This is a genomic window from Bizionia saleffrena, from assembly GCF_008086175.1.
Lineage (GTDB): Bacteria > Bacteroidota > Bacteroidia > Flavobacteriales > Flavobacteriaceae > Bizionia > Bizionia saleffrena.
This window is the reverse complement of sequence record NZ_VSKM01000003.1, coordinates 272,004-297,900: the sequence shown is the minus strand read 5'-3', so window position 1 is coordinate 297,900 and position 25,897 is coordinate 272,004. Positions and strand designations below refer to the sequence as shown.

Genomic DNA, 25,897 nt, shown 5'->3' with positions numbered 1-25,897 from the left:
AAGCCTTTGGATTGCGCTAATTCTGATTGGTACTCCTTGGGCAGCACGTTCTTTTCTTCTAGGTAAAAATGAACCTTACCTTCTGATGATTTATGGTCTACAATTTCAAAATAATCCATAACGCCTTACGGTAACAAATACTGTGCTAATTTTATATCCAAGATCTAATCTGTTTTTGTCAAAGATAAAGTTTCTCCCCAAGTTTTACGTTTGATCCGGAATTCTGGGGTCATTCCTAAATGTTGTGTTTAAACAAAAATAGTAGTCAATCTAAAAAGGAAAAATTCTATATTTTTGACACCTCTAAATTGTGTTCTGAAGGCTTTAATTTTTGCGTTAAAAGATGGATCATTCTTAAATGTAGTGTTTAAGCAAAATATAAGTTTATTTATTCTGTTATTAAGTTAAATGCTCCGTTTGTTAAAAACTCCGTATTTGGTTTAAAATCGGAAGCATTAAGTATTTGGGTGAACCCGTTATTTGTTGCCCCTATTTTGACCAACACTCTTTTATAATTTGTGTTTCCTTTTTTTACAAGAACAAAAAAGTCGTTATCAATATTGGCTACTGCTTCAGAAGGTAAAGCAGCATATTCTGCTGATGTGGTCAGAATTTCGGCTTCAATATACATTCCAGGGGCAAATAGCTTTACTTCTTCTTTATTGACTAAATCGCCATGCACGTCTACCGTTCTATTTTTAGCATTTATAGACTTGTTAACTAGATGCACAATACCCTTATATGTACTGACTAGATCGTTTTGCAATCTCACATTAATTTGCTGACCTTTTTTAACCAAAGGCAGGTCTTTTTCAAAAATCTTCAAATTTATGTGAAGGTCGTCTGTATTGGTAACCGTTACCGCAATATCCGATGGGTTTAGATACATTCCTTTACTTGCGTTTACAGTTGTTGCATAGCCCGATAATGGCGATCTTACGGTAATTAACGACCTAATATTATCGCCTGTAAGGGTGTTAGCATTAATATTCATAAGGCTCAACATCTTTTTAAGAGATTGGTATTGTGCCAAAGTGACCGTGTATTCTGATTCCGCTTTTAAAAAATTCTTTTTTGAAGTCACATTATCGGCCAATAACTCTTTTTGGCGCTCATAATCAGATTTCAAATAGCTTAAACGTCCTTTAGCTTCCAAGAAGTCTTGCTGTGCCTGGACATATTCTGGATTTTCAATGGTAAACAGTACTTGGCCTTTTTTAACGATTTGTCCGGGAAGTAGTTTAATATCATTAACGTAGCCTGCAAAATGTGCGCTAACGTCTGCTTGATTCTGTGGAGGCACGGCAAACACACCGTTGGCCCTAACGACGGTATTAAAGGTTTGCATCGCTATTTTACCCAGTTCCATTTCGCCAGATTTAAATTGAGTTTCGGTAATGGTAATGACTTCTTTATTTTTATTCTCTATCGCTATATCGGCCGTGCCTTTTTCTTGTTTTTCTTCTGAATTGCAGGAAGTCAGCGTTAGTGTTAGCAGCAAAAGGAGACCTATTGAACTTATAAGATAGGTGAAAATGTGGATTATGTTTTTCATTGTTAATTGGTTAAATAGTTTAATTCTAGAACGGTCGCGTTATAGTCATTAAGATTCTGTAAATAAGTAATTTGAATGTTTTTAGCGCTTTCTAAAAGCTGTACATACTGCAAAAAATCTATCTCGCCGTTTTGAAAAGATTTCGATGCACTTTTAGTTAATTCTATAGCAAGTTTGCCTCCTGTTATGTCGTAATAATCTACCGCTTCTTGAAATTTATTTAAATCGGATAACAGGCCCTGATATTTCGATTCTAGCTGTATTTTGTAATTTTCAGATTCATCCGCCATTATCATAGTCTCTATTTTCGCTGCGTTTATTTTCGCCTTATTCGCCCCGAACCATAGCGGAATCGACACACCCGCTTGAAACCCATTATATCGCTTTGCATTCTCACCATTATTGGTACCCTGAAAGACTGAGATATGTAAATCGGGAAGCAATCGTTGCCTTTCCAAAGAGAGAGAATACTTACTTAGTTTTTCAGCGGAATCGTAATAAAGTATTCCAGGATGGTTTTTTAAATTTGTTTGTTGTAATTCTAGTTTAGGTAATTTTTTCTGTTCTACGGTAACCAATGAATCTGTTTGCAGCCATTGATGGAGCAGCGTAAATGCTTTAGTTACACCTTCTTTTTTTTGTGCTAAGGAAACGGATATTTCTTTTTGTTTTGCCTCTGCCGTAAGTTTTTCTAATAAATTAGTTTCGCCCACATCATATCGTTTATTGGCGGCTCTAGAAAACTGGCCGTAAAGACTGTCTAAAAAAGTGTATTGCTCGACAACGCTGTTATAGTAAACCACATTGTAATAGGCTTTATATACTTCTTTGGTCAAGGCCCTTTTATTTAAATGGTGCTGTTGCATGGATAAATCAACTCTTTGTCTTTCTACTTTACGTTGCGCACTATAAATTGTTGGAAATTGTAAGGACTGGCTAATCCCGATAACGTTTAATGGAAGCCCGTTTTCCGCAATATTATTGTCGTCAGTACTATAATATACTTGGGTTTTATCTATGTTTAAAGCACTTCCTACTAAATGTTCTGATTGCTCTATTCTTTTAGCCGAAGCCTTAAAGGCATTATTGTTCTCAATAGCAATCTGCACGGCTTGTTCCGCATTTATTGGGTTTTCTTGGGCACTTCCTAAAATTGGTAATAACAGTATCGTAATAATACTTAATGCCATTAGGTTTACTTTGGTCTTCACTTTAGGATGGTCTCCTTTTCTATCGAACATAGCATATAAAATAGGCAATACTAATAGAGTAAGTACCGTAGCGCTAATTAATCCGCCCACAACAACGGTGGCTAAAGGTCTTTGTACTTCTGCGCCAGCAGAATTTGAAATAGCCATTGGTAAAAATCCTAAAGCGGCCGCCGATGCGGTTAACAGCACAGGTCGTAATCTGTTTTTTGTACCCATTATAATTCGCTCATTAATGTTGCTTATACCTTTGGATTTGAGTTCTTTAAATTCTTCAATAAGAACAATACCGTTTAATACGGCAATTCCAAAAAGAGCAATAAAGCCAACACCCGCCGAAATACTAAAAGGTAAATCGCGCATATAGAGTAAAAGCACACCACCGATTGCAGATAGAGGAATGGCACTATAAATCATTAAGGCTTCCTTTATGGAATCGAAAGCAAAGTAAAGTAGTATAAAAATAAGAATTAATGCAATAGGAACTGCTATTTTTAATCTTGCCGTTGCTGTACGCAGATTTTCAAATTGGCCGCCATAGCTTATAGAATATCCACTTGGTAGCTTAACATCCCTTTCAATAATGGTTTGCACATCTTTTACTACCGATTCCAAATCTCGGTTACGAACGTTTACACCAACCACTATTCGTCGTTTTGTATCGTCGCGCGAAATTTTTGCGGGGCCTTTCGTATAACTTATTTTAGCGAATTCGCTTAGTGGCAACTTAGATCCATTAGGAAGAGACACCGATGCTGTTTCTAAATTTTCAATATCCCTTCTATGGGCTGCATCGTAACGAATAACTAAATCAAATTGTTTTTCTCCTTCGAAAACTGTTCCGGCCGTCATTCCTGCAAAACCCATAGTGACGACCTTGTTTAAGTCTGAAATGTTTAACCCGTATTTGGCAATTTTTCTTCGGTCATATTTTACAGACATTTGGGGCAACCCAGCTGTTTTTTCAACTGAAATATCGGCAGCACCTTCTACGTTTTGGATTGCTGTTTCTATTTCTAAGGCTTTAGTGTAGAGTATGTCTAAATTTTCGCCAAAAACTTTAATAGCTAAATCGGCACGTACACCCGTAATTAACTCGTTGAAGCGCATTTCGATAGGCTGCGTAAATTCGAAATCTACGCCTGCAATTTCCGATAAGGCTTCTTTAAATTTATCGGCTAATTCGTCTTTCGTTTCGGCAGATTCCCATTCGCTTTTTGGCTTCAATTTGATGATAACATCACTTTCTTCCATAGACATTGGATCGGTAGGTACTTCAGCAGCACCAATCCTACTAACCACTTGTTCAACCTCTGGAAATTTTTTCAATATTTTCTCCATACGAGTTGTGGCTTCAATAGTTTTGCTCAACGATGTTCCGGTCTTTAAAACGGGTTGAATAACAAAGTCTCCCTCGTCTAAAGTTGGTACGAATTCGCCTCCCATTCGCGTAAATAGAAATCCGGTAAACACCAAAAGGGCTATTGCCATACCCAAAACCAATCTCTTTTTACGTAATGCCCATGAAATGGTAGGCTCGTATTTTCGTTCTAGAAAACCCATTAATCTGGCAGAAATGGTTCTTTTCTCGGTATTGGTTGGTTTAATAAATAGAGAGGCCATTACGGGTATGTAAGTAAAACAGAGTACCATAGCACCAATAAGGGCAAAACAGAAAACTAAAGCCATTGGGCGGAACATTTTACCTTCTACGTTTACCAAAGAAAGAATAGGGATAAAAACGATAATAATGATTAATTGTCCGAATACGGCAGAGTTCATCATTTTAGTCGCCCCTTGATAGGTGATTTTATCAATTAAATCTTGTCTTTCATTTTTTGGAAGTGCCAATAAAGCACTTCGTTGACTTGTGATTTTGAAGGCTATAAATTCCACAATAATCACCGCTCCGTCGATAATTATACCAAAATCGATAGCTCCAAGACTCATCAAATTAGCGTCTACACCAAAGATGTACATTAGGGAAAGAGCAAATAGCAAACATAAGGGAATAACGGAGGCCACTACCAATCCAGACCGTAGATTACCCAAAAGTAGTACTACTACAAAGATGACAATTAAACAGCCTAAAATTAGGTTTTCGACTATGGTAAAAGTGGTTTTGGCGATAAGCTCACTTCGCTCTAAAAAAGGATTGATAGAAACTCCGGGAGGCAATGAGGATTGTATTTCGGCGACGCGTTGCTTTACAGCTTCAATAACCGCATTAGAGTTGGCATCTTTAAGCATCATAACCTGCCCCAATACTTTTTCTCCTTCGCCATTTCCTGTTATCGCACCAAACCGGTTGGCGTGTCCAAAGCCTACTGAAGCAATATCTCTAACATAGACTGGAACGTTTCCTTTAGTGGTTACTACAATATCTTCAATGTCTTGAATAGAACTGATAAGACCTTCACCCCTTATAAAATAGCTTTCATTTGCTTTTTCTATATAGCCACCTCCAGCAACGCTATTATTTTTTTCCAAAGCGCTAAATACTTCAAATATGGAAACGTCCATAGCGCGAAGTTGTTCTGGATTAATTGCAACTTCATAGGTTTTTAAGTGGCCTCCCCAAGTATTAACTTCTACCACTCCCGGAATACCAGAAAGTTGGCGTTTTACCACCCAATCTTGAATGGTACGCACATCAGATAGCGAATATTGTGTTTTGTGTTCTGCATCAACATCGATTATATATTGATAAATTTCACCCAAACCGGTGGAGACAGGGCCCATAAAGGGCTTACCAAAACCTGCTGGGATTTTTTCCTCTGCACTTTTAATTTTCTCGGCGATAAGTTGGCGCGGTAGGTAGGTACCCATATCATCATCGAAAACTACGGTAACTACGGAGAGTCCGAACTTTGATATCGAACGAATTTCTTTAACGCCCGGTAAATTCGCCATCTCTAATTCTACTGGATATGTTAAAAATTTCTCAACATCTTCAGTGGCTAAATTTCTAGAAGTAGTAATGACCTGTACCTGGTTATTTGTGACATCTGGAACTGCACCAATAGGGATATTTAAGAGAGAATATAAGCCAAATCCAATGATACCTGCGGTAAATAAAAGTACAATAAGTTTGTGATGGATACTATACTGGATAATACGTTCTAACATTTTTCTGTTGGTTTATGGAATAGAATATAACAAAAATATTTAAAGTATCTAAGAGGCTTCTAAACGGTTTCTTAAGATTCGCTTAAAATAGATTGTTCTTTGAGTAGCCGAAATAAAATTTAAATTTCTATAAAATTATGTCGAAAAAGTAAGGTGTCCATTTAAAAAAAATGTAAAATCTTATTTTGCAATTCGGTATTCTAAACCTTTTGAGCAATTACTAAAGATAGTTTTAAGATAGGTATTAATAGCGTAAAGCCACTTTAAGTTAAAAAACATAATATCTTTAAACAAGTCTGTTGGTCCTTAAAATGAGCCCTGAGTTATTTTAATATAAATTTCATTCCAAAAGAGATAATATTGGCTTTTAAACCCGTATTTCGTTTATAATTGGCATATTTTAAGTCTATATTTTTTAATCCAAATCTTGAAATATGCAATTTTGTAAAAATATCGGTATAGCTTATTCCAAAGCCATATTGAATAGCGCTGAATTTCGATAAATCATAATCTGAAGTATAATACGTACTCGTCGATACATTCTGCTCAAAGGGTGCAAAATAATCTGCTTGTGTCTGATTGTAATACCGTAAAGAAGGGTAAAGTGTAAATTTATCATATAATTTAATGGGTACTTCCAAATTTGCAGTATGAGCAGTTATGCCCCAATCATCAAAATAATAGCGGTAATAAGTTCGTAAGGCAATGTTTTCATTGATAAAATAGTTAAAACGTACTCCCATAGGAATTTTAAATCTGCTATCGGGAAGTCTTTCAATATCATCTGCTAATTGAAACACGTCCTTATTATTTGGTGAGGAGTAATTGGGTATGCTTGCAGAGTTACCAATATAGTAATTAGGTACATCGCCAAAATAGACGCGCTGTAAAGGATTGGCTAACCAACCTTGTTGTTTAACCATGTCTATAAATAGGGATAGTTGCGCATTTTTGCTTACTATTTGTGAAAAACTGAAGGATGCAGAATAGGAGTTTCGAGATTTATCTTTAATCAAACCAAAGCCGTCTATGGGGTGCCAGTTGCTACTAGCAATTCCATTTTGGTCTAAAATAGTAACGCCCTTAAAAAAGCCATCGTTCAAATTACCGTTGGTATCAGTAAAGGCTTTTAATTCGGTAGGATAAATAGGTCGCCAAGCATCTAAATACACTTTTGCACTTACGCCCACCGATGTGTTTTTTTCATTAAACAGTTGGGTTACACCACCACCAAAGCCTATGGATGAATAATCGTATTCGGTGGCAAAAGATGCATCCACGTTCCAAATGGTGTTTCTGTTATCAGAGCTATGCGAATAATCTATACTTACACTTCCCCAAGTATCTTGGCTTGAAGCACCTGAAGATGCAACCCAAGGGCTTCCAATGACATCTTTGGGTACGATTGCCATTTTATCATCATCATCATCATCATCATCATCATCATTAGCTGAAGCACCAGTAACATCAAACGGATTTCCATTACTGGAGGATGCAGAAGTATACGTAGAAATTCCGGCATCTATGGTTAAAACATCGTCGGCATTCAAAGGAATACTCACAACAATAGTGGGGGTGAAGTCGGTTAAATGTTCCTTACCGATACCGCCCGTTACAGAAGCATTATTACCATCTTGAACATAATAACTGGTTAAAAAATCTATTTCGGTGGTTTCTAAGACCCGTTTTTTATAGACTTTTGTCGAATCTTGTTGCGCCGTTATTTTTCCGAAGATTAAGAGAACAGTAATGAGGATTATTTTTTTCAATTTCATTTTTATTATTTAATTACACCCACATCCACCACCAGATTTTCCGCCATTGGCGCCAGACGCACCTTCTCTATAAACGTGAAAGTTGGTTTCAAACCTGTCTATTTTTCTTTGTGATAAAATCATATCTGGATCATTGATATTTATTTTTTCGTATTCTTTAACTACAACACAAGACGTTAAAGTGGTTACAATACCGATTAACATTATTGTTTTTTTAATCATTTTTAACGGGGTTTAATTCTATGTTTTTCGAGGTGATAATTTGGCTGTTATTATCAACGATGATACATTCTACACCATTTAATTGGTTAATAAAATCCAATCCGGTATCGACACCCATTACAAAAATGGAAGTTGCTAAAGCATCCGCAAGTTCTGCGGTTTTAGCGAAAAGTGTTACACTTAAAATTCCTGTCGCTGGAAATCCGGTTCGAGGATCAATAATATGTGTGTATAATGTATTATTTAGTCTTACATATTTTTCGTAGTTACCAGAAGTTACTACCGCGCTATTTAAAACAGGCAGCCAAGAAAAAACTTTTTCTTTATTTAAGGGGTTTATAATGGCGACCATCCAATCTTTTCCATTAGGTTGTTTTCCCCACGTATTTAAGTCGCCGGAAGCATTAATAATACCCGATTTCACTCCTATACTTTGTAATAATATTTTAGCTTTATCTGCTGCATAGCCTTTACCAATAGCTCCGAAACCAATTTTCATACCTTCGAGTTTTAAAAATACTGAATGTGTAACGTCATCTAGGATTATATTTTGATAGCCTACTTTTTCTACAGACTTTTTTATGTCCTCTTCAGAAGGCAATTCTTTCATGCGACCATCAAAAAACCAAATTTTATCCATAGAAGCATAACTAATGTCAAAGGCGCCATTAGTTAGTAATGAGATTTTTAATGCTCTTTTTATAAGTTCAAATAATTCACCGTCAACAACCACAGGTTTTATTCCTGCATTTCTATTAATTTTGGATGTTTGGGAGTTTTTATCCCAAGAAGAAATTAGTTTTTCAATTCTAGAAATTTCGTTTACTGCTATATCGATATATTCATAACATTGTATTGAATCTTTAGCTACAACAGTGAGGTCAAAACGACTTCCCATAAGCGTAACCGGTTTAACAACGACTTCTTGACCAATAGCTAGGGACGTTATTACAAGGACGATTATAAAGAGACTATTTTTCAAAAGTTTGCAGTTTTTTAAAATACAATTCTGGAGTTGTTTTTTCGTAACCTAAATCTCCTAGAATTGTACCTTTCGAGTTGAGAACAACCACGTATGGAAAGTATCCCTTTTGGTTATATTTTTCAGCTAAATTATTGTTTTGAATTTGTTGATCTTTGGCTAATGCATTTTTACTTTTACGAGGAAAGTCCGCTTTAAGCATTACAAAATAATCTTTTGAAAGTTCTTGGAATTTACTAGTGCTCCATATCTCTTTATCTAATTTAATACAAGGAGCACACCAATCGGAACCCGAAAACACCAAAATTATGTTTTGATTGTTTTTTTCTGCTTTAGCCGAAGCACTTTCCCAATTAGTTTCCCAATTCTGGGCACAGACAATGGACGACAGCATCAAAGTGTAGATAATGATTATGTTTTTCATAGTAGTTTAATTTATAGCTATTAACTCTGTAAAAGTAATTTTAACCTTTAAGAGTTGTCTAAAGAAATTCTTAAGATTCGCTTAAAACGCAATTGAAAAAGTGGTTCCAACGTTGCGTTCACTTTCTACATAAATTTCTGCCTGTATAGCATCGGCAGCCTTTTTGGCTATAGAAAGTCCTAAGCCGTTACCAGAAATACTTTTATGGGTTAGTGCATCAGATCTAAAAAAACGATGAAACAAATTATTTAAATCCTCTTTTTTGATACCTATGCCTTCATCTTGAATTTTACAAACAACTTTTGAGTTTAGCAGTTGGATGTCTATCTTTATTATAGTCGCGTTATTTGAATATTTTATAGCATTGCCAATGATGTTCTCCAAAATTAAATTAGAATAATATTGGGGCACAACAGCTTCTAAAGTAACGCCATTATTAAAGTGTATTGCAAGTTTTTTTTCTGCTATACGTTTTTTATGCCTTGAAAGAATATCGTCTATTATGGTAGATAAAGGTACTAGTGATTGGTCTGTTGTTTTTGCATTGGTATCTAACCTAGCCAGCACTAAAAGTTGTTCTATAGTCGCAGTAATTCTATCTATTTCGGTAAGGCTAAATTTAATTTTATCCTCATATTCTGAGAGGGCTCTTGGTTTTCTAATTAACACCTCTAAAGTGCCTTTTAAGGTAGCCAAAGGTGTGCGTAATTCATGAGACGCATCAGAGGTAAATTGTCGTTCTCGCTCAATGGCGTTTTCAATACGTTGTAACAATTGGTTAATACCCGAAGATAATTCGTAGAGTTCGTCTTTGTTTTGGGGTAAAACCACCCTTTCATTCAAATTATTTTTTGTAATTCTTTTTGTTGTTTCGGTTATAATTTTTACTGGTATAATACCCCGACCTGCTAGGTATCTAGAAATAAAATAGAATCCCATTAAAAGAAATAAGTACGAAATAACCAAAACGTTTCTTAAGTTAAGCAATACCATTTTTGAGGATTCTAATGACATTGCAGCCATTATAAATCCCTTAACTTTTCCGCTTTCTTTAATGGGTAGCTGTACTTGCCTAATAGCTCTACTATTTAGTGTTTCATTGAAATGGCCACCATAACTTTGTTGTGGGTTAAATATGAGAACATCTTTTTTAAGATTTGGAGATTTGTCCATAAACAATCCATCTTTATTGAGTATTTGAATAAAAACAGGGTTAACCTGCACTTCGCGATGTTCTCTTTCTTCCCACTCTTTTTTATTTTTTATTTGTACGCTATCTCCAACAATTTTAATTTCTCCGGTGTGTTTTTTAGCTTCATAAGATAGGTCGGTATCTAAGTTTTGATATACTGTTCCCTGAACGACAAAATAAACAACTATAAATGCCAGAGCCATAATTATGGCAGTGGCTAACATATAATGTAATGCAATTCTATTTCTAAAAGTTAAACTCATATTTCTTTGGCGATATAGCCTATTCCGCGAACGGTTTGTATATAGTTTTCATTTTCTCCTAATTTTAATTTTTTACGAAGCGCATTAATATATACATCAATAACCCCTGTGTTATATTCAAAGTGAATGTCCCAAACGCTTTCTATGATTCGGGTTCTTCGGCAAACGATACCCTTGTTACGTATTAGGTATTCTAACAGTGCAAATTCTTTTTGCGTGAGGCTAATTTCTTCTTCCGATTTAAAAACTTGATGTGTTGCGGTATTTAGTATTATGTCTCCAAGCTTAAAAACGGAATGTTCTCCAGATTTTGGTCGTAATTGCACTTTAATGCGTTCTAACAGTTCTTCAAAATTAAAAGGTTTTTTAATATAATCGTTTGCGCCAGATTGAAGTCCGAATACGGTTTCATCAACGGTGTCTTTTGCGGTTAAAAAAATGATAGGGGTGTCTTTAAACTCTTTTCTAAACTGACGACATATTTCGATACCGCTCATACCGGGTAACATCCAATCCAAAAGCAATAAATCGTAATCGCCAGAAAGTGCTAATTGAAGTCCTTTTTTACCATCTTCGGCAATATCCACCGCATAAGACTCTTCCTCCAGACCTTGTTTAAGGAAGTTAAATATACCGGGTTCATCTTCTACTATTAAGATCCTCATTGTGCAAATATTACAATTTTTAATTAAGTTAAGATTTGTGTTTTCTTAAGATTGGCTTAAAATTAGTACAACCTTGCCTCAGTGTGTTTTCGCCATAAAGTGATTCATTCTTTATGTTTCATTTTTCAATTATACCCTGAGAAATCAGTCTTTCGTTCTAAGAAAGTGTAATTCTTTAAAATAATGATTAACTATAAATTTTGTCAAAGTAAAAACGTCTACCATATAGCCAATAAAAAGGCGTTTTATGCCGTTAACAAGTAAAACAATTGGGATGATTCTAAGTTTAATAAGATAAGTTAAAACTATTATATTAGTTCAGTATTCTATAAGTTTAAATGTCTATACTTATTTCCATCCACTCACTATTCTAGAAATGACTTCTTTTGGATTTGTTAATTCTGCGGTCCATACAACAACGTCTTAGAGTACAATAAATGCAATTAAATTACAGCAGAAATGAAACCGCTATTGTGTAATGAATCATTCGATATATTTACAATACTTTTTTTCCATACTAGTCACTTTTAGCGTGTTTGTTTTATACGAGCCTATTGAGTTCGCTAATAAAGCACCTTCTTTAACACTCTAAATGGTGGTCTTCTAGTTTAAACTAACGCCAAATGCATAGCCGGCCAATGCTGTTAATCCCATTGCCACAGTTCCCCAGAAAGTGATTCTAATAACTGCTTTTAAAATATTAGAGCCTCCTGTTTTAGCAGCTAAGCTCCCTAAAATAATTAAGAATAAAAGGGCAGAACTGTAGAGGTAATATTCCATAGTATCCAATGGTAAAAACAGGGTTACCAATAGTGGTAGCAGCCCTCCAACGGTAAAGGCTGCCCCAGAAGCAAACGCGGCTTGAATTGGCTTGGCTTGACTCATTTCGTTAATTCCTAACTCATCTCTAATGTGCGCCGCTAAAGCATCTTTTTCTGTTAATTCTTTAGCAACTGTTAATGCTGTTTCTTTTTTTAGGCCTCTCTTTTCATAGATTTCCGCCAACCGTAGTAATTCAATTTCGGGCATTTCTTCTAGTTCCTTCTTTTCTCTCTCGATGTCTGCTTGTTCTATATCTGTTTGAGAACTCACAGAAACATATTCTCCTGCTGCCATTGATAAAGCTCCCGCAACCAATCCTGCTACCGTAGCCAATATTACAGGCGCTCTAAAATCGCTTGCGGCGGCAACACCAATAGCCAAACTAGCTGTTGATAGAATGCCGTCATTTGCTCCAAGTACCGCCGCTCTTAACCAATTACTTCTGTGTATATAGTGATTGTCTAAATAATTATTTTCAAATTCTGACATTTTTTAATTCCTTGTTTCTTATCGCTAATATACGATAGATGTTAGTGTTAAAATGTGACTAATGTCACATATAGTAGCTCGGACTATTAATTTTCTGTGGTCAAGGCCAAATTCTTAACAAAAAACTTACAGCATCAATTCTCTTATAGTATCGCATATGTTAAAACCCTAAATTATCGAATACTAGTTAAAAAATTGGCTTTAGCTATACAACTTACTTAAAAGTCTTTAAAGGCTTAAGAAAATTTTGATAATGCTAATTTTTAACTAAATTTATCTGTTGAAAAAAGATGGATGTGGAGCAAAATATTATAATAAGGTTCTTGACAGGTTATCACTAAAAGCTTTAACTTTAGCCTTGAAAAATTCTGCCTATACACGTGCGCTGAATCAATCCTTAATATGTAGATAAACCACCTTTTATTGTTAATATATAAACAAAATTTGTTGTACTAGACCGCTTTATAGGCTCTTGTTAAGTCTGTAATTAAGTATTTAACATAATACAACGAAAATGGAAATTTCACGAGTCTAAGTTTTATGAAACAATAACGTGATCTAAAAAAGAAGGTGTTTTAGATAAAAAAAAGTAAATTAATATTTAAATAGATACTATTATGGCAAAAAGTAAAGACTCAAGGAAAAACGTAAAAAAAGAATCTGCTAAAACTCCAAAAGAAAAAAAGGCAGAAAAAAAAGAAAAAAAATCTAAGAGAGATTAAAGCATTCGCAACTAAAATCGTGCGCTCTAATTGCAGCAGCATAAAAAATTGGAACCGGTAGCGTATTAACATACCATTAAAAAGCGACACATTACAACACAAAAAAGAGGTGTAAATATGGCGAGAATTAATTGTATCCGTAGTTGTATTCTTGGTCTAAAAGAAAGAAATTAAAAAAGGAGGAGGGCTATGAAATCTAAAGCCTTCCTCCATTTAATTATCCCTTATATTTTTTGAATAATACAGCGGCACAATGGCCTCCAAACCCAAAAGTATTACTTAGTGCGTAATCAACAGTTTTAGATGTTTTTTTACCGAGTGTTATATCCAAATCTGAAGAAATTGCTTTATCAATTACTGTCGTGTTAATTGTTGGTGGAATCCAATTTGTGTGTACCGATAGACAGGTCGCTATCGCTTCAATCGCTCCAGTACCACCCAAAAGATGTCCGGTCATAGATTTTGTACCACTAATACTAATGTTTTTTAAATTGTCATTAAATAGTCTTTTAATGGCTTTGGATTCTGACACATCTCCAGGGCCCGTAGAGGTCGCATGTGCATTAATATAATTAACTTGGTTTGGCATAATGATACCTTCCCTTAAGGCTTCTTTCATGGCGAGATAAGCCCCTTTTCCTTCAGGGTGAGTATTAGTAATATGGTAGGCATCGGCCGTTTCACCACCACCACTAATTTCGGCATATATTTTAGCATTCCGTTTTAGTGCGCTTTCCAAGCTCTCCACTACTAAGGCACCAGCACCTTCACCAAGCACAAAACCGTCTCGGGAATTATCAAAGGGTTTGGATGCCGTTTTATAATTCTCATTGTTAGTCGATAGGGCTTTCATAGCGTTGAATCCACCCACTGATGACTGATTAATTGGCGCTTCAGAACCACCAGAAATAATGATATCTGCTTTTCCCCATTTAATATAATTAAACGCTTGAATTAAACCTGTTGTAGAAGAGGAGCAGGCAGTAACAGGGCAGGTGTTTACCCCTCGTAAGCCGTGTTTAATAGATAAATAACCGGCCACATTATTAGCAATTATCTTGGTAATAAAAAAGGGATTGAACCTTGGGTTATTTTGATTCTTACTAAATTCGATGATGTCCTTTTCCATAGTTTCAAAACCGCCTATACCGCTTGAAAATATAACCCCGATTCTGTCTGTATCTAAGGTGTCAAAATTTAAATTGGCGTCTTTAATCGCTTCATCGCCAGCGATAAGACCATATTGAGTAAATCTGTCCAGTTTCCGACTTTCCTTTCTGTCAAAATAATTTAAGGCATCATAATTTTTTATCTCGCAGGCAAAGTTTGTTTTAAATTGTGTAGTATCAAAGCGCGAAATTTTATCAGCTCCCGATACGCCGTCAAGCAAATTATTCCAATAGTCTTTTGTGTTATTTCCTATAGGAGTTATAGCACCTAACCCTGTTATTACTACTCTTCTCATCTTCCTTCTATTTTAATAATTTATTTAAACTGTTGTCTCAACTTCTTCTTTATAATGGCCATCTATAAGTTTTAGTTGTATTTCACTAAAAACGGTAATTGTTCTATCCACATCTTCCAAGGTGTGATCTGCCGTTGGAATTAATCTTAAAATAATCATTCCTTTGGGTACCACAGGATACACAACCATAGAACAAAAAATATGATGATTTTCTCGCAAATCACGGACCAATGCTGTTGCTTCGTCGATGGTTCCATTTAAATAGACCGGAGTAACAGGTGAGTTTGTATCGCCTATATCGAACCCTGCATTAATTAATCCATTTTGTAAGGCGTCTGTGATTTGCCATAATTTCTCTCTTAATTCTGGTTGTGTTTGCATTAACTCAAGTCGCTTTAAAGCTCCAAAAACCATTGGCATAGGTAGTGATTTAGCGAATATTTGAGACCGCATATTGTATTTGAAAAACATAATAGCTTCTTTGGTACTTGCAATGAATGCGCCTATCCCAGCAAATGCTTTTGCAAAGGTGCCAAAGTAAAAATCAATGCCATCTTGAATTCCTTGCTCTTCTCCTGTACCGGCACCTGTTTTGCCCATACAGCCTATACCGTGCGCATCATCTACCAATAACGAAAAACTATAATTTTCTTTTAAAGCAACAATTTCTTTAAGCTTGCCTTGGTCGCCTCGCATTCCAAACACTCCTTCGGTAATTAATAAGATTGCACCTTTTGTTTTTTTGGTTATTTTTTGGGCACGTTGTAATTGTTTTTCGCAATCTTCGATATCGTTATGTTTAAAAACGAAACGCTGTCCCATATGTAATCGTGCCCCATCGAGAATACACGCGTGCGACTCCGCATCGTATACAATAATATCATTTCTGTCCACCAAGCAATCAATTATGGAGACCATACCTTGATAACCATAGTTTAATAGAAACGCATCTTCTTTACCAACATAATCGGCAATTTCGGATTCAAATTTTTCGTGAAGTTTGGTATTACCGCTCATCATTCGGGCGCCCATAGGATAGGCCAAGCCATAACGTCTTGTTCCTTCATTATCAGCTTCTCTAACTTCAGGATGGTTTGCCAATCCGAGGTAGTTATTTATACTCCAGACTAATTTTTCTTTTCCATTAAAAGTCATTTTATTGCTAATTTCTCCTTCAAGTCTTGGGTAAGCGTAATATCCATGAGCATAGTGTGCGTGCTCACCTAATGGGCCTAGGCGTGTTTGTAGTTTATCGAGTATATTCATAGATTATCTTTAAAAATTAATTATAATGGTGTTAACTTTTTTAAATTTCAAGTCGTTTGGTAATCAGTGTTTTTAGTTCTTTTATTGCAATAATTTCATCTTCGTTTTTAGAATTAGATATCTTATTTAGAAAACTTAAAAAATATAAAAGATAAATTTCATCGGTCAAAATAGTAGGTATAGTAACATTGGTAAAACCAATAATTTTGAGTTTTTCAACACCTCGTAATACGAGTGATTCTTTTTGTGTTTTAATAACTTCTAAATTTTTATTCATAGCCATTAAAATTTCTTTTCCCAAAAATTTAGTTTTCCATTATAGCCTGTAAATTCTAAATCAAAACCCAGTGGAATTTCTTCCCAAGTACTCCAATACGTAACTAAGCGAGTGCCTATTGGTGTTTTTTTTAATTGATTTTGTACATAGTCTGAATATTTGATATATAATTTTTTGCTCGTAGCGATTTTACTATCTATTAAATGAGAATTATCTATGTTTTCATAAAATGGATTATAAAAATAGAAGGCATCGTAATCAGAAAAGGAAATCTGAGTAATATTAGAGTGAATGAATGCTGTAGTATTAATCTTATTTTTTTCTGCTATTCTTCGGGATAACTTTACAAGCCCCTCTCGTTGCTCAACGCCATAAAAAAGACCTTTTGTTGAAGCAGCTCCTATTAAACAAAACTTTCCTGCCCCAGAACCAATATCTAGAACTTTGCAGTTTGGTTTATCGACTAAATATTCGGCAGCCAATTTGGCGACTTCAACAGAGGTCCAATGGCGGTCGGAGAGCTTTTTAACTCGCAAAGGATACAGTGTGTTAAAAAGAGGGTCATCGACGTCAATATGTAATTTTAGATTTTTAAAAATCATTGAGTTAATTGAGTATAATCCTGAAACGTCAATAAGGAAACAGTATCTGTTTTAGTCGTTAAAATTGCAAACCAATATTTGTAGGGTCCTGTATTTACATAGGATGTATGCTTATGAATGTCTCTGTTTTTCTCTGTAATTTTGCAATCAAATGGCGCAATTAAATTTAAAGTGTCATTGGTTCCATAAACGATGCCCCAAACGGATCCTTTTTTTAGTTGGCTTCCTTTATTAGTGCTTAGTTCAATCAAATCAATTTCACCAATTTCTTTTTGTCCAAAATCGGTTATTCCAACATAAAAATCATACAGACCTATTTGTTGCAACCATAAATGCTGTTTTGTGTAATAGATGTTTTTTGGAATCTGCATAATATGGTTTGTTTTTATTTGAATAGTTGTTTAAGAACCAATTAATAGTGCATAAGTAACCGTTTATTAAAAATCTAATAAATCTGTAGTGGTTTCTATTTTTAATTTAATTATCCAGCTTTCACTGTAAGGTGCTTATTTAACTAATTCCAGACTAGGTTTTAATTTTATCTCTCATTCTTGAACATCGGCGTATTTACAGTCTTAACGGTCGTCACGATATTGTTTGCAATTCCCTTTTTTACCGGTGATTTTAATGGTGACCTAAATAAGGTCTCTTAATTCGCTTTACGGAAAATTAAAATAGGACTGTTTTTTGTATATAAAATCTCTATAGTTAAAATATGTACAACCACAACCACAACCACAACCACAACGACTATTGGTACGTCTAAAAAAGTAGTCTAAAAAATCGAGCACCATTATTGTGCTTACCTACCTGTGGTTTTTTTTGTGATTAAAACCACAAATAGGGGAGCTCATTATAGCACTGATATTAATTGCTATTAAGCACTATGCTTTTTCAAGTTTTGGATTGGTTTTAGGGCCGCCAGAGCGGATTTCATCATTTGCAAAAGAGTGATAGATTTTAAAGTTTTCATTAAATTGTGCCGCAAGTTTGTCAGCAGTTTTATCATACTTTTGTGCGTTGTCCCATGTGTTTTTTGGATTTAATATATGGGAAGGAACACCTTCACATTCTGAAGGCATTTGCAAGCCAAAAACAGCGTGTTTTAAATAGTCTACTTTGTCTAATTTCCCATCGAGAGCAGCAGTAATCATCGCTCTAGTATAGCGTAATTTAATACGTTCTCCAACACCATAGGCACCACCAGACCATCCTGTATTTATAAGCCAAACATTTATAGTGTCTCCTTTTAATTTTTGTCCTAATAATTCGGCATATTTTGTAGGGTGTAGCGGTAAAAAAGGTTCCCCAAAGCAGGCAGAAAAAGTGGTTTGAGGCTCTGTAATTCCTGCTTCAGTTCCCGCCACTTTTGCCGTATACCCAGAAATGAAATGATACATAGCTTGTCCAACAGTTAATTTTGAAATAGGAGGCAATACCCCAAAGGCATCGCAGGTTAAAAAGAATATATTTTTTGGCGCACCACCTATTGATGGGGTTATGGCGTTATCTATGAAATGAGTAGGATAAGCAGCTCTAGTGTTTTCTGTGAGGTCTACATTGTCATAATCAACGATATCAGAACCTTCAAAGAAACGCACATTTTCCAATAGTGTGCCAAAACGTACTGCTGAAAATATTTGGGGTTCTTTTTCGTAGCTTAAATTAACACATTTTGCATAACAGCCTCCTTCAAAATTAAACACGTTTTCCGAATCCCAACCATGTTCGTCATCACCTATAAGTGCTCTTGACGGATCGGCAGACAACGTCGTTTTTCCTGTTCCAGATAATCCAAAAAAGACAGCTGTATTTCCGTCTTCACCAATGTTAGCGGAACAATGCATTGATAATACATTTTTGTCGTGGGGTAAAATGTAATTTAGAATGGTAAAAATTCCTTTTTTAATTTCGCCCGTGTAGGCGCTACCTCCAATAAGGATTACCTTTTTCTTGAAATTAATAATTGTAAAATTCTGTTGTCTGGTGTTATCTATTTCTGGGTCTGCCTTAAACTCAGGAGCGGCCAGTATAAGCCATTCGTGTTCAAAAGTTTCTAGTTCTTTTTCTGAAGGTCTTAAAAAAAGGTTATTTGCAAACAAACTTTGCCAAGGCGTTTCTGTAATAACACGAACATTTAATTGATACTCTTTTTTACTACCGGCCTGTACGTCTTTAATATAAATTTCTCTTTGAGATAGAAATGTGGTAACGCGCTTATATAACCTATCAAAATCCTCAGATGAAAACGGATGATTTACATCCCCCCACCAAACGGAGTTTTCAGTAATGTTATCTTTTACAATATATTTATCCTTTGGCGATCGTCCTGTAAATTCGCCAGTGTTGCAAGCTAAAGCACCTGTGCTTGTTAATACACCTTGCTTCTTTTGGAGTGTCTGTGCTACTAGTTTAGAAACTGGTAAATTCCAGAAATACTCCTTAGTAGGATAAATTCCTAGTGCATTTAATTGTTCAATTTTTTTCATAGAAATGATAGTTGAATTGTTGCTGCAAATCTACAATGCCAAAAGACAATAGCAATTGATTGGAATATTGATAAAACTTGATTTAAATCAAATTTTAGATTAAAAATTAAATAAAGTGTAGCTTTGTAATCGCAATTATGATAAAGAAATTCACATTCAATAGCCAAAATATATTAAACGAATTGCCGTCGTGTGATAGGGAATTTCTTGAAAATATTATGGTTGATAAAAAGTATCGTAAAAACCAACCTATATTTACGGAAAGCACCTTGCCTTCTGGTATATTTTATATGCAAAGTGGCAAAGTGAAAAAGTATAAAATGGATAATGATGGGAGAGAACAAATAATATATATCTATAATGCAGGAGAGTTTTTTGGTTATTCATCGGTTTTAAGTGAAAGCAGCTATGGAGACACAACAGTCGCGATAGAAAACTCTGTAATCTCATTTATAACCATAAAGGATTTTAATGAGATACTTAAAGCTTCTTCATCCTTTTCGCGGTTGCTTTTAAAAAGTTTAAGCCACGAATTTAGTGTTTTGGCAAATCTTATGGCAGTATTGTCTCAACGTACGGTAAGGGAGCGGGTAGCGCTGAATTTATTAATTTTACATAATAAGTATAAAGTTGATAATAAGCCAAATACTTATATTATGCTTTCTCGCTCTGATTTGGCAAATATGGCAGGTACAGTAGTTGAAACTTTGGCGCGGGTACTTCATGATTTTAAACACGATAAACTTATTTCTACAGATGGTCGCAAAATTGAATTACTTAAGATTGAACGTCTCATTCAAGTAGCGAATTTTTATTAATAAAAATGATTTAATTTCTGAACTCTTTAATAATATCCAGTGAAAAAGGGAGTATTTAATTCTATGTAAACCAAAATCCACCTATTCTAGGCTTATTCCTTTTTTGTGAGTCGTAGGGATACGTTGTGTAACGCTATTGCAGTAAATGGTATGAGCGGGCTAATAGGGTTATCGTATAATTGAAACTGAATTATTTTAGTCAGTTATACTGACAAAAGCCGTTTCCCATTGTGTATCGTATGCGTCAGTTACATCTCAGGTTAATTATAGAAGTAGAAATTAAGGAATGCGTAATCAATCTTTATCATAAAAGAGCACCGTGGCTTATTTTTACAAGCATATTAAAGGCACTATTTTTAATAGTTAAATAAAAATGTAGTACACGTTTTAGTGCGTCCCATTTTAAAGTATAACTTAGTTTAAAGGGATGATAAATGGTTTCTGATTAAAGTAGAGAGCATAAATAGGGGTGAAACTAGAACCCAATCTGTATCGATAAAGGAGGTTTTAACTGATTATTAGCGAATTCCATTCCATATTTTAACTTAATATTTTAAATAAAGTTAAGTTTTTCTTAATTTACAACGAAAAGTCGCATATTATACTGATGTTCAATATATAAATAATAGATTTGTACTCTATTTATTAAATTTTAAAAACATTTTATGAGTCAAGTAAAAGAAAAAGATACGGTAAAAATACATTACACAGGGAAATTAAATGACGGTCAAGTTTTCGACAGTTCTTTAGAACGCGAACCTTTAGAGTTTACTTTAGGGGAAGGTATGTTAATTCCTGGTTTTGAAAATGCTGTTATCGATATGAAAGTGAACGATAAAAAAACAGTAGAAATTCCAGTAAATGAAGCTTACGGAGATGTTCAAGAAGAATTATTTCACAAAGTTGAAAAAGCACAATTACCACAAGATATGGAACCACAAGTTGGTTTAGGATTAGTATCTAAAAGTGAAGATGGTAAAGAGCACCAATTTAGAATTGCTGAGGTTAATGAAGATCACATCGTAGTAGATGGAAATCACCCATTAGCAGGTCAAGATTTAGTGTTCGATTTAGAATTAGTAGAGATTAAATAATTCTGAATTATATCGCATAAAAAAAGCCGTTTATTTCAAAATAAACGGCTTTTTTATGGGGTTACGTTTCTAAAACCATTTAAAAACGAATCCTGAAATTACTACGGCAACGATTAATAAAATTAGCACAATAAATATAAAAGCTACGGTCGCTTTCGTCTTATTATCTTTTTTTAGAATATAATTTCTTCTTTTATTATTTCCTTTTTTGATTAGGCTCATAGTTTAGGTTTTTAGTTTTTTTACTTATTAATGTAAACAGTTTTAGTATTTATAAATTCGCGAATTCCTTCTTGCGAAAGTTCCCTGCCATATCCAGAAGTTTTTGTACCTCCAAATGGTAATCGCGGATCCGATTTTACTAACTCGTTTATAAAAAACGCACCGTCGTTGATATCTATAACTTTTTTACTCGCGGTTTCAATATCTTCACTAAACAGCATTGTTCCCAATCCAAATTTAGAATTTCCTGCAAGTTCTAAAGCTTCATCCAAATTTCTAACTTTAAAAATGGGCGCTACTGGACCAAAAGTTTCTTCCTTAAAAACCGCCATTTCTTGATTAGCATTGGTTAACAAGGTTGCTTCAAAATACGATTTATTTCTGGTATTTCCAATTATCACTTCAGCTCCTTTACTAATGGCATCGTCTACTTGCCTTTGTAAATCGTCTGCTAAATCCTCTCGAGCTAGTGTAGCAATGGTGGTGGCTTCATTTATTGGGTTGTCATAGTGCAATGCTTCAATTTTAGATTTAAAGCGCTTAACGAAGTCGTTATGTATACCTTCGGTGACAATGAATCGCTTTGCGGCAATGCAACTTTGCCCCGAGTTTTGCATTCTCGCATTTACAATGGTATCCATATATTTGTCTAAGTCGGCGTCGTCTAGAATTATGCACGCATTATTGCCTCCTAATTCTAAAACACATTTTTTTAGGTATTTTCCGGCTGTTTGCGCAATACTTTTTCCTGCCTTTTCACTTCCTGTTAAAGACACGGCTTTTACACTTTCATGCGCAATAACCGATTCAATAGTCTCGTGGTTTACTAAAAGCGTCTGAAAACAGCCTTTCGGGTAACCTGCTTTTTCAAATAATTCTTGTATGGCTATGGCGCAGCCTGTAACATTAGAGGCGTGTTTTAAAAGCGCTGTGTTACCTGCTGTTAGTGTGGGGATTGCAAAACGCAACACCTGCCAAAATGGATAGTTCCAGGGCATCACTGCTAAAATTGTTCCTAAAGGATCGTAGCTTATAAAGCTTTCTTCGGCTTCCGTTTCTATCATTTCGTCTGCTAAAAACTCTTCGGCATTAGCCTCATAAAAATCGCATAGGGAAATACATTTTTCAATTTCGGCTCTACTTTGAGTAATTGGTTTCCCTATTTCTAAGGTCATTAAACGGCTATATTTTTCTTTGTTTTCGTTTAATATATCTCCTAACGTGTTTAATAATAAGGTACGTTTGGAAATAGCGGTGTGTTTCCAGGTATTAAAACAGTTAGTCGCTATTTCCAAGCAATTCGCAACTTCTTTTTCAGAATGCAAATTATATTCTTCTAAAACTTTATTATTATAGGGGTTTGTAGTTTGTATCTTGTTTTTCATAAATTATTATTTAATTCTATATAAATCTTGTAAAATTTAATGAATTAATGTGTTTTAATAGTTGATTTAACAAATGTTTAGTAATTCATTTAAGTTAATTTTAAGAGACTTTTACCTTATAAACTGTACCTTTGATTAGAACGTAATTACGATTATAAGTTATTACAAAAACCAAGTTTAACAATAAAAACCAACACATTATGAATAATAACGGAAGTACTGCATTAGGTCTAATTTTAGGCGCTGCTATAGGCGCAACTTTAGGTGTTTTATATGCACCGGATAAAGGAATTAAAACTAGAGAACGTTTAGCTGATGAAGCATTAAGCGCTAAAGAAAGATTAGCACACAGTGCTATGGATATTAAAAATCAAGTAGCGAGCACTTTACAAACGTCAAAAGTAGATTTAGAAAGTCAATTAGAATACGTTGTAAAAAATGCTAGCTATAAGGCAGACGATGTCATTACTACTTTAGAAGCGAAATTACAGGAATTGAAAGCGCAAAATAAGAAATTACAGAAAACTTCGTAATTTATGTCTGTGTTTGATTCCATAAATGAAACATCAAATAACGCTATAGGTGCTGGTGAGAAGTACTTAAAGTCTTCTCACGAGTATTATAAACTAAAGATTTTCCAACAGCTTTCAATATCTATAAGTTTAGTATTTAAAGCTGTAATTATAGCGGGCTTATGTATTGTAGGCTTAACGTTCTTGGCTATAGCCCTTGCTTTTTTTATAGGTGCGATGTTAGAAGATTACGCGTTAGGGTTTGTAATAGTAGGGTTGCTATTTTTTATAGGAGCATTAATTTGTTACTTATATAGAAAACATATTAGTAATCTAGTTGTTCGCAACTTGTCAGATAAATTCTTTGAGTAATATGAAAACATACAAAACATTAGATGATATAGAATTTGATTTAAAGAGACTTACGCTTGAACGCAACATTGCACTAGAGGAAATTAAAGTGTCAAAAGGCGAATTTGTAGAAAGTTTGCAACCAGCAGAATGGATGCGCACTGGATTTAAATTAATAGGTAAAGTGGGCGTAATGATGTTTGTAAAAAAGATTTTCAGAAGATAACAAGTTTTAAAATTATTTAAATGGGCTGATATTTAAAAGTGTCAGCCCATTTTTTATGCTATTTTTTAAAAATAAATTAAAGTGCTTCAGGATTTTGGCCATCGATACCAGCACTATCAGATTCAATATGTTTTAAAAAATCTGATGGTGACTTCAATAAAGAATAAGTTTTGTCCACTATAATTATAGGGCATTTTAAGGTGTCAGGATTATTATTTAATACTTTTATCCAATCCTCACTGTCAAAACTCGAAGTTTTGTCGTAGTTTTTTGTGAAATCAGGGTGATCATTATTAATTAAGTCACCAATAGATAGATTTAGATTATCTGCAATAGTCGCCCATTGTGTGCCCGTAACTTTAGTCTTAGAAATATCTATAGCGTGTACTTTTTTGTCTGCCGCGGTTACATACGGTAAGGTTTGTTTACCTAAAGCTGTTTGAGAATTGTAAAATAAAGTAATCATATTTTTATTGGTTGAAATTGTTCCCATAGGATAATTAAATTTGTTTAACCTTTTCTTAAATGAATTTTAGAATTTAAGACGTTAATTTGCCTTGTTTTTAAAGATTTGTAAATATACAGATAAATAATAAACCTTTATATAAATATAGTTACTGTTGATAACTAAGAAGCTAATTTTCTACTAAAAAAGCCTACTTTTGTGCTTTATAAAATATGATAATATGTCTGATACAATTGAAAAAGTAAAATGTCTAATTATAGGATCTGGACCTGCGGGGTATACCGCAGCCATCTACGCAGCCAGAGCAAATATGGCTCCAGTTTTATACCAAGGAACACAGCCTGGAGGGCAATTAACAACAACTAACGAAGTTGAAAATTTCCCAGGATATCCTGACGGTATTACAGGGCCAGCTATGATGATTGAGTTACAGAAACAAGCAGAGCGTTTTGAGACTGATGTTAGAGATGGTTGGATTACTAAAGTCGATTTTTCTGAAAAACCACATAAAGTTTGGGTAAACGGCACTAAAGAAATTCATTGCGATACTGTAATTATTTCTACAGGAGCCACAGCTAAATATTTAGGATTAGAGTCTGAACAAAAATATTTAAAGTTAGGTGGCGGTGTTTCAGCTTGTGCTGTTTGTGATGGGTTTTTCTACAGAAATCACGAAGTAGTTATTGTTGGCGCAGGAGATAGTGCCTGTGAAGAAGCACATTACCTTTCTAAATTGTGCAAAAAAGTAACTATGCTAGTAAGAAAAGACGAATTTAGAGCGTCTAAAATTATGGCACAGCGTGTTAAAAACACAGAAAATATAGAGATCTTATTTAATACAGAAACCGAAGAGGTTTTAGGTGACGGGCAAGTAGTTACGGGCGTAAGAGTGATTAATAATAAAACATACGAAAAAACAGAAATTCCGGTAACGGGATTTTTTGTAGCTATTGGTCATAAGCCAAATACAGATATTTTTAAAGGCTTTTTAAAGTTAGATGAAACAGGTTATATCATTAACGAACCAGGAACGGCAAAAACAAATATAGAAGGCGTGTTTGTAAGTGGTGATGCAGCCGATCACGTATACCGTCAAGCAGTTACTGCAGCAGGTACAGGTTGTATGGCAGCTTTAGACGCAGAGCGTTGGTTAGCAGCTCAAGATTCTACTTTCGAAGTTAGTACGTCTAACTACAACTAGTAAGAAGTATCTTTTAACATAAAAAAAAGCCGAAGTATCAATGATACTTCGGCTTTTTTATTCGTTATGAATTTG

24 protein-coding genes are annotated in these 25,897 nt (G+C 34.6%); 6 read left to right on the top strand and 18 right to left on the bottom strand.

What is annotated here, in order from left to right; genetic code table 11:
• Positions 1–388: 388 nt before the first annotated feature.
• The 15 genes from ES676_RS04295 to pckA all read right to left on the bottom strand — a co-directional run bounded on the left by ES676_RS04295 (position 389) and on the right by pckA (position 19,547).
• A complete protein-coding gene (locus tag ES676_RS04295) occupies positions 389–1,555 on the bottom strand; it encodes an efflux RND transporter periplasmic adaptor subunit (protein ID WP_148368807.1) in 1,167 nt (388 codons plus the stop codon).
• A gap of 2 nt (positions 1,556–1,557) precedes the next feature.
• Positions 1,558–5,892, bottom strand: a complete 4,335-nt coding sequence (locus ES676_RS04290) for a CusA/CzcA family heavy metal efflux RND transporter (protein ID WP_148368806.1) — start codon at positions 5,890–5,892, stop codon at positions 1,558–1,560.
• Between the two features lie 323 nt (positions 5,893–6,215).
• The gene (locus tag ES676_RS04285; RefSeq protein WP_148368805.1) at positions 6,216–7,667 is read right to left on the bottom strand and encodes a DUF3570 domain-containing protein; all 1,452 of its coding nucleotides are present in this window, start codon (positions 7,665–7,667) and stop codon (positions 6,216–6,218) included.
• Between the two features lie 9 nt (positions 7,668–7,676).
• The gene (locus ES676_RS04280; RefSeq protein WP_148368804.1) at positions 7,677–7,889 is read right to left on the bottom strand and encodes a DUF4266 domain-containing protein; all 213 of its coding nucleotides are present in this window, start codon (positions 7,887–7,889) and stop codon (positions 7,677–7,679) included.
• Complete coding sequence (locus ES676_RS04275; RefSeq protein ID WP_246124293.1) at positions 7,882–8,871, bottom strand: FAD:protein FMN transferase; 990 nt, start codon at positions 8,869–8,871, stop codon at positions 7,882–7,884. The genes ES676_RS04280 and ES676_RS04275 overlap by 8 nt, the downstream gene beginning before the upstream one ends.
• Positions 8,861–9,295: a thioredoxin family protein gene (locus ES676_RS04270; protein ID WP_148368803.1), complete on the bottom strand. Its 435-nt coding sequence runs from the start codon at positions 9,293–9,295 to the stop codon at positions 8,861–8,863. Before ES676_RS04270 ends, ES676_RS04275 begins: the two co-directional genes overlap by 11 nt.
• Before the next feature lie 81 nt (positions 9,296–9,376).
• Complete coding sequence (locus ES676_RS04265) at positions 9,377–10,750, bottom strand: sensor histidine kinase (RefSeq protein WP_148368802.1); 1,374 nt, start codon at positions 10,748–10,750, stop codon at positions 9,377–9,379.
• Positions 10,747–11,415, bottom strand: coding sequence for a response regulator transcription factor (locus tag ES676_RS04260; protein WP_148368801.1), 669 nt, complete (start codon positions 11,413–11,415; stop codon positions 10,747–10,749). The genes ES676_RS04265 and ES676_RS04260 overlap by 4 nt, the downstream gene beginning before the upstream one ends.
• Before the next feature lie 603 nt (positions 11,416–12,018).
• Positions 12,019–12,726, bottom strand: coding sequence for a VIT1/CCC1 transporter family protein (locus tag ES676_RS04255; protein ID WP_148368800.1), 708 nt, complete (start codon positions 12,724–12,726; stop codon positions 12,019–12,021).
• Between the two features lie 939 nt (positions 12,727–13,665).
• Entirely contained in the window at positions 13,666–14,913 is a 1,248-nt protein-coding gene (fabF, locus tag ES676_RS04250) for a beta-ketoacyl-ACP synthase II (RefSeq protein ID WP_148368799.1), read from the bottom strand.
• A 24-nt stretch (positions 14,914–14,937) separates the two neighbouring features.
• Positions 14,938–16,179 (bottom strand): aminotransferase class I/II-fold pyridoxal phosphate-dependent enzyme, encoded by a 1,242-nt coding sequence (locus ES676_RS04245; protein WP_148368798.1) that lies wholly within the window; start codon positions 16,177–16,179, stop codon positions 14,938–14,940.
• A 40-nt stretch (positions 16,180–16,219) separates the two neighbouring features.
• The gene (locus ES676_RS04240) at positions 16,220–16,480 is read right to left on the bottom strand and encodes a hypothetical protein (protein WP_148368797.1); all 261 of its coding nucleotides are present in this window, start codon (positions 16,478–16,480) and stop codon (positions 16,220–16,222) included.
• A complete protein-coding gene (locus tag ES676_RS04235; RefSeq protein WP_148368796.1) occupies positions 16,462–17,058 on the bottom strand; it encodes a class I SAM-dependent methyltransferase in 597 nt (198 codons plus the stop codon). Before ES676_RS04235 ends, ES676_RS04240 begins: the two co-directional genes overlap by 19 nt.
• Positions 17,055–17,429: a glycine cleavage system protein H gene (locus ES676_RS04230; RefSeq protein ID WP_246124295.1), complete on the bottom strand. Its 375-nt coding sequence runs from the start codon at positions 17,427–17,429 to the stop codon at positions 17,055–17,057. The genes ES676_RS04235 and ES676_RS04230 overlap by 4 nt, the downstream gene beginning before the upstream one ends.
• Positions 17,430–17,942: 513 nt before the next feature.
• Entirely contained in the window at positions 17,943–19,547 is a 1,605-nt protein-coding gene (pckA, locus tag ES676_RS04225; RefSeq protein WP_148368794.1) for a phosphoenolpyruvate carboxykinase (ATP), read from the bottom strand.
• 137 nt (positions 19,548–19,684) lie between these two features.
• Between pckA and ES676_RS04220 the strand changes: the two genes are divergently transcribed.
• A complete protein-coding gene (locus ES676_RS04220; RefSeq protein WP_148368793.1) occupies positions 19,685–20,365 on the top strand; it encodes a Crp/Fnr family transcriptional regulator in 681 nt (226 codons plus the stop codon).
• 665 nt (positions 20,366–21,030) lie between these two features.
• Positions 21,031–21,459 carry an FKBP-type peptidyl-prolyl cis-trans isomerase gene (locus tag ES676_RS04215; protein ID WP_148368792.1) on the top strand — a complete coding sequence of 143 codons (429 nt, stop codon included), beginning with the start codon at positions 21,031–21,033 and terminating at the stop codon, positions 21,457–21,459.
• A 69-nt stretch (positions 21,460–21,528) separates the two neighbouring features.
• On the opposite strand, the gene ES676_RS14660 is transcribed toward ES676_RS04215, so the two are convergent.
• On the bottom strand, positions 21,529–21,681 hold the full coding sequence (locus ES676_RS14660) for a hypothetical protein (RefSeq protein ID WP_170234422.1): 153 nt from the start codon (positions 21,679–21,681) through the stop codon (positions 21,529–21,531).
• A 20-nt stretch (positions 21,682–21,701) separates the two neighbouring features.
• Positions 21,702–23,066 carry an NAD-dependent succinate-semialdehyde dehydrogenase gene (locus ES676_RS04210; RefSeq protein ID WP_148368791.1) on the bottom strand — a complete coding sequence of 455 codons (1,365 nt, stop codon included), beginning with the start codon at positions 23,064–23,066 and terminating at the stop codon, positions 21,702–21,704.
• 200 nt (positions 23,067–23,266) lie between these two features.
• Here ES676_RS04210 and ES676_RS04205 point away from each other — a divergent pair, with 200 nt between their 5' ends.
• Genes ES676_RS04205 through ES676_RS04195 form a run of 3 tightly spaced genes read left to right on the top strand, consistent with a single transcriptional unit; the run spans position 23,267 to position 24,155 of the window.
• The gene (locus ES676_RS04205; RefSeq protein WP_148368790.1) at positions 23,267–23,599 is read left to right on the top strand and encodes a YtxH domain-containing protein; all 333 of its coding nucleotides are present in this window, start codon (positions 23,267–23,269) and stop codon (positions 23,597–23,599) included.
• 3 nt (positions 23,600–23,602) lie between these two features.
• The gene (locus ES676_RS04200) at positions 23,603–23,950 is read left to right on the top strand and encodes a phage holin family protein (protein ID WP_148368789.1); all 348 of its coding nucleotides are present in this window, start codon (positions 23,603–23,605) and stop codon (positions 23,948–23,950) included.
• Position 23,951: 1 nt separating this feature from the next.
• Positions 23,952–24,155 (top strand): hypothetical protein, encoded by a 204-nt coding sequence (locus ES676_RS04195; RefSeq protein ID WP_148368788.1) that lies wholly within the window; start codon positions 23,952–23,954, stop codon positions 24,153–24,155.
• Positions 24,156–24,231: 76 nt separating this feature from the next.
• On the opposite strand, the gene ES676_RS04190 is transcribed toward ES676_RS04195, so the two are convergent.
• A complete protein-coding gene (locus ES676_RS04190; RefSeq protein ID WP_148368787.1) occupies positions 24,232–24,648 on the bottom strand; it encodes an arsenate reductase family protein in 417 nt (138 codons plus the stop codon).
• A 193-nt stretch (positions 24,649–24,841) separates the two neighbouring features.
• Between ES676_RS04190 and trxB the strand changes: the two genes are divergently transcribed.
• Entirely contained in the window at positions 24,842–25,822 is a 981-nt protein-coding gene (trxB, locus tag ES676_RS04185; RefSeq protein WP_148368786.1) for a thioredoxin-disulfide reductase, read from the top strand.
• Positions 25,823–25,897 lie beyond the last annotated feature (75 nt).